We start from the raw sequence: 4871 nt of genomic DNA, 5'->3' as shown, positions 1-4871 counted from the left end.
TCTTCATCGTCTTCAACAGCGTCGACAACACCGCACAAGAACCCTTCGCAGCCCCCGTCCGCCGACCCGAATTCATCGGCGCCCGCGACTTCACCCCCGTGGGATAACACCACACGGCAGTCAGACGGGGCGGGACGCATCAGCCCTGCCACAGGCGGTCAGGACTCCCTGGCGATCCGGCCCTCCTGGATCAGGAACTGGGACGCCCCGAGCATGGTCACCGGCCGGTCGGTCAGCCGGCCGAAGACCGGTGTTCCCCGGTAGGTGCCGTGCACGGTCCATGGGGCGGCCGCCCGCAGACCGGCGTACCGCGGTGAGTGGTCGGTCTGCACGTCCCGCACCGCGCATGGGAACTGGCGGCGCCGGCGCAGTACAGGCGCCTGGTCCGGAACGAGCCCGGCCCCACGCCGTCGGGCGTGGGGCCGGGCTCGGGAACCGCCGGGGCAGGGCCCGGCCTCTCCGGATGCGGGCGGCGTCAGGCCAGCATGCCGGCGCGGAGCTTGCCGAGGGTGCGCGTCAGGAGGCGGGAGACGTGCATCTGGGAGATGTCGAGCTCGGCGCCGATCTGTGCCTGGGTCATCTCCTGGCCGAAGCGCATCTCGATGATGCGGCGCTCGCGGTCGTCGAGGTCTCCCAGGAGCGGAGCCAGGGCATGCAGGTTCTCCACCGTCTCCATGGCGGAATCCGGCTCGCCCAGGACGTCGGCGAAGGTACGCGAAGCCGTCCCCGTCGTCTCACCCGCATCGGTCGGCAGGTCCAGGGACCCGGCGGTGTAGCCGTTCGCCGCGATGACGCCCTCGATGACCTCGTCCTCGGTGAGGTTCAGGTGGTCGGCCAGTTCCTTCACCGTCGGGTCGCGGTCGAGGCGGGTGGCGAGCTCGTCCTTGGCCCTGGCAAGCTCCACGCGCAGTTCCTGCAGCCGCCGGGGGACATGGACGGCCCAGGTCGTGTCACGGAAGAAGCGCTTGATCTCACCGACGATGTAGGGAACGGCGAAGGTGGCGAACTCGACCTCCCGGGAGAGCTCGAACCGGTCGATGGCCTTGATGAGGCCGATGGTTCCGACCTGGGTGATGTCCTCCATGTCGCCGCTGCCCCGGTTGCGGAAGCGGCGCGCGGCGAACCGGACCAAGGAGATGTTCATCTCGATGAGGGTGTTGCGCGCGTACTGGTACTCGTGCGTGCCCTCTTCGAGCACCTGCAGCTGCTCGAAGAACAGCGTCGACAGTGCGCGGGCGTCCTTCGGGGCGATCTTGCCCGCGTCCTCGATCCAGGGCAGTTCGCCGACGCGCTCCGGCGCGGTCTCCGAACCCGGCGCACCGTCAGTCCCTATGGTCCCGGGGGTCTGTTCAGTCATCACTTTTGTTTCCACCCTCCCTCGTGCTGAGCGCGCTTCCTGGCGAGCCCCTGCCCCGCTTCGGGGGGCCTATGCGTGCTGACGCGAAATTTCTTGCTGTGCGGAAACAGTTGTCTGTGGACATCGTAAGATGAGCAGCACCGGCCACCGGCGCGCCCTGTCGGGATCGCCGCAGGGCCGGGCGCAGGCTCCGTACGCTGGAGACCGACGGCCAGGACCCCCGGACGGTCCGGATTTTGGTGCGGCACGACGAGAAAACAGGATCACGTGGACAGATTCGCTGCCGTCGAGCGGGAGCTGCGCAAGGCCGCACCCCATCTGCTCCTCGACGTCGCCAAGGCGGCTCTGCGGGAGCAGTACGGCGTACAGAGCGTGGAGCTGCGGCTCGCCGACTACGGCATGACCGCGCTCCAAGTGGTCGCCGAGGCGCCGCTCTCCGAGCCGGTACCCGTGCACAACAGCCCGCAGGGCCGGGCCTTCGGGGCTCAGGAGCCGTATGTGGAGCACCGGGCCGCGCCCGGTCCGGCGCTCGTGCATCTGCCGGTGACCGTCCGTGGTGACCGGCTCGGCGTCCTCACCGCCACGGTGCCCGGGAGCAGCTGTTCGCCGACGGACCTGGCCGGGATGCAGCAGATCTGTGAAGCGCTCGGCCACGAGATCCTCGTCGCCGGCCGGGACACCGACCTCTACCTCCTCGCGCGCCGCGCCACCAGGCTGACCCTGGCCGCGGAGATGCAGTGGCAGCTGCTGCCCGGCCGCTCCGTGACCCGCCCCGAATTCTCGCTGGGCGCCCATCTGGAACCCGCGTACGCGATCTTCGGCGACAACTTCGACTGGTCGGTGTCGGCCCATCACCTCACGCTCACCGTCACCAACGGTATGGGCAAGGGGATGGAGGCGGCGCTGCTGACCAATCTCGTGGTCAACGCGCTGCGCAACGCCCGGCGTGCCGGCCTCGACCTCCCCGGTCAGGCCGGCCTCGCCGATCAGGCCGTCTACGCCCAGTACCGTGGCGCGCTGCACGCGTCGGTCCTGCTGCTGCGCTTCGACCTGGCCACGGGCGAGGTGGAAGCGGTGGACGCGGGATCACCCCGCATGTGGCGGCTGAGGGGGCGTGACGTCGAAACCGTCGAGTTCGACGCGCAGCTCCCGCTCGGCATGTTCGAAGAAACGGAGTACGTCGCGGAGCACCTGCGCGTCGAGCCGGGCGACCGGCTGCTGATCGGCAGCGACGGGGTCTACGACGGCCCGTCGGCGGCCGGGGAGCGCTACGGGGAGCGCGCTCTCGCGCGGTCACTGTCCGCACACCGGTTCCTGCCGTCCGAGCAGGTCCCGCTGGCGGTGCTCCGCGATCTGCGCGACTACCGGGGTGCCACACCGCTGGACGATGATGCTCTGGTGGTCTGTCTGGACTGGTTCGGCCGGCAGTCCTCCACCGGTGATCCGTCCGTGTGACCTGGGGCGACGGGCGGTCGACCGGTCTTCACGCGGTCGACCGCAAGGGTCTTGCCCCACTGCTGTCCTGCCCTGATCCCGCTGCCGCGTTGCGGAAGGCCCTGAGTCCTTCGAGGAGGGAACGCCGCGACTTGGCCGGCATGGCGTCGATCGTGGCCATCAGCACCTGCTCCCTGCGCATCCGAAGATCGACGAGGTACGCCCTGCCGTGGCTCGTCAGCCGGAGCTCCAGCTCCCGTCGGCTCACCGGGCTGGGGGTGCGCTCCACGAACCCCGTGGCCTGCAGCCGGTCGCACAGCCTGCTGACCGACGGGGAGGCCGAGCCCAGGGCTTCGGCGAGCATGCGCAGGTTGATGCCGTCCTCCCTGTCCAGCGTGTACAGCACGCGGAGCTGTGAAGGGGAGACCGGGCCCTTCGGGACGGCCTCGCGGCCGTGCTCCCAGAGGATTTCGAGCAGTTCGACGAACTCGGAACCCTCACGGGCCGCATCCCGGGACCGGTGGTCGGGTTCGGGGTTCAGGCCCATGGTGATGACACTCCGATCCGGCATCGCCTCACTCGTCCGTCTGGCCACCGGAGCGAGCGGGCGAGCCGGGCATCTGATGCGCTCGTATGGAAAGCCAGGACAAAGGTTCAGGGACACGTACGTGGCCCCGGATATCGTACCCCCGTCCACCACGGGCTCCTGTGGGCGCGGTCGGGCCTCCGGAATGTTTCCGCAGGGCAATAGTTTCCATGGGCTAAGATTTCGCAGTCCGATATCCGATGCGTGATCCTCCAGCGGTCACCGCCGCCCCTGCCGCGACGGCGACCGCTCCCCGGCCTGGAGCACTGAAACCATGACGCACAGCCCGCCTCTCCTCCTCACCGTCCGGCACCCCGCGGATGCGGTCGCCGTCCTCACCGTCGCCGGCGAGATCGACGTGGACAGCGCGCCCGCGCTGCGGACGAGGGCGATGGAGCTGATCAGGCAGGGCAGTCCGCACCTCGTTCTCGATCTGGCGTCCGTGGAGTTCTGCGATTCCTCCGGCCTCAACACGATGATCAGCGTCCTGCGGTACGCGAAGGACCGGCACGGGTCACTTTCCCTGGCCGCCGCGCCGGCCCACCTCGCGAGGCTGCTGGACATCACCGGGGTCGGTGCGCTGATGCCCGCCCTCCCCACCACGGCCGAGGCCGTCAGTGCCCTGCACGCCGCCGCACCGAGGCCGGATCCCTCTGCCTGAGCGGTGCGGCGGCTCGGGGCCGGGCCCGGCCCCCGACGCCACCGGAGCCCGGCATGCTTCTAGCTCCGCGCGATGCGCCAGAGGTTGTCGGAAGTCCCGTTGTCCGTGTCCTGGACGGCGAAGGCGCCGGCAGCGGTGGAGTGCTCAGCGATGCCGAGCAGCTTGCCGCTGTGCACATTGCGGATCTTGACCGTACCGTCGCCCTGATCGAGCAGTGTCCATCTGTGGTCGGCGGTGCCGTTGTCCGACCACTGGAGGACGCTCGCGTTGTCCGCCGTGGACATGTCCTGGACGCCGAGCACCTTGCCGCTGTGGGCGTTGCGGAAGCGCACCGCGTCCCCGTCGTCGACCATTTCCCAGTCGTGGTCGGCGGTGCCGGAATCGTGCCACTGCAGAGCCCGGCCCCCGTCGGCCGTGGACATGTCCTGGATCCCCAGGACGAGTCCGCTGCCCACATTGGCGAGGCGGACCGTGGTGGTGTCGCCGGTCTTCCAGTAGACGGTGTAGTTGTGGCCGTGCGCGTCGTGGAACGGCCCCAGGCGGACCGTGGAGCCGTCGGCGCCGGCGGTGAAGGAGAGCGAGCTGCCGCTGCTCCGGGTGATCGAGGAAATATCCAGTGACGGCAGGGAGTTGAGCGATCTTTCGCCGTAGTCGCCGGACAGGACCGTCGGCCCGTAGGTGACCGCGGCGACGCTCGGGTCGTCGTTGGCCGCTCGCAGGACGATCCGCATGGGCAGGCGGACGGTGACCGTGTCGCCGTCGGCCCAGGCGCGGGTCAGGGTCGCGTAACTGCCGGGCGTGGTGGGGATGTCCTGCGCGACGCCGTTGACTCC

At 69.6% G+C, this 4871-nt stretch carries 6 protein-coding genes and 1 pseudogene; 3 read left to right on the top strand and 4 right to left on the bottom strand.

Annotated elements, in window-relative coordinates; genetic code table 11:
- A pseudogene (locus VN520_RS06295) lies at window positions 1-107 on the top strand (ectoine hydroxylase); the annotation flags it as partial.
- Window positions 108-158: 51 nt separating this feature from the next.
- Here the strand turns inward: VN520_RS06295 and VN520_RS06290 are convergent.
- On the bottom strand, window positions 159-332 hold the full coding sequence (locus VN520_RS06290) for a hypothetical protein (protein ID WP_325745843.1): 174 nt from the start codon (window positions 330-332) through the stop codon (window positions 159-161).
- A gap of 143 nt (window positions 333-475) precedes the next feature.
- Window positions 476-1357, bottom strand: a complete 882-nt coding sequence (locus VN520_RS06285) for a SigB/SigF/SigG family RNA polymerase sigma factor (RefSeq protein WP_325745842.1) — start codon at window positions 1355-1357, stop codon at window positions 476-478.
- Window positions 1358-1624: 267 nt separating this feature from the next.
- Between VN520_RS06285 and VN520_RS06280 the strand changes: the two genes are divergently transcribed.
- A complete protein-coding gene (locus VN520_RS06280) occupies window positions 1625-2812 on the top strand; it encodes a PP2C family protein-serine/threonine phosphatase (RefSeq protein ID WP_325745841.1) in 1188 nt (395 codons plus the stop codon).
- Window positions 2813-2840: 28 nt separating this feature from the next.
- Here VN520_RS06280 and VN520_RS06275 read toward each other — a convergent pair whose 3' ends face one another.
- Window positions 2841-3338, bottom strand: a complete 498-nt coding sequence (locus VN520_RS06275) for a MarR family winged helix-turn-helix transcriptional regulator (RefSeq protein ID WP_325745844.1) — start codon at window positions 3336-3338, stop codon at window positions 2841-2843.
- Window positions 3339-3651: 313 nt separating this feature from the next.
- Here VN520_RS06275 and VN520_RS06270 point away from each other — a divergent pair, with 313 nt between their 5' ends.
- Complete coding sequence (locus VN520_RS06270) at window positions 3652-4038, top strand: STAS domain-containing protein (protein WP_325745840.1); 387 nt, start codon at window positions 3652-3654, stop codon at window positions 4036-4038.
- 59 nt (window positions 4039-4097) lie between these two features.
- Here the strand turns inward: VN520_RS06270 and VN520_RS06265 are convergent.
- Window positions 4098-4871 (bottom strand): RICIN domain-containing protein (locus tag VN520_RS06265; protein ID WP_325745839.1); only part of this gene is annotated, 774 nt, incomplete at its 5' end.

It is taken from the genome of Streptomyces sp. (genome assembly GCF_035563135.1).
In the GTDB taxonomy this organism is placed as follows: Bacteria; Actinomycetota; Actinomycetes; order Streptomycetales; family Streptomycetaceae; genus Streptomyces.
The sequence above is the reverse complement of the archived record's forward strand: the minus strand, read 5'-3'. Positions and strand labels throughout refer to the sequence as shown.

Excerpts from the sequence above, each read along its gene's own strand:
- VN520_RS06285 (WP_325745842.1), bottom strand. The coding sequence starts at position 1,357 with ATGACTGAACAGACCCCCGGGACCATAGGGACTGACGGTGCGCCGGGT.
- VN520_RS06275 (WP_325745844.1), bottom strand. The coding sequence starts at position 3,338 with ATGGGCCTGAACCCCGAACCCGACCACCGGTCCCGGGATGCGGCCCGT.
- VN520_RS06270 (WP_325745840.1), top strand. The coding sequence starts at position 3,652 with ATGACGCACAGCCCGCCTCTCCTCCTCACCGTCCGGCACCCCGCGGAT.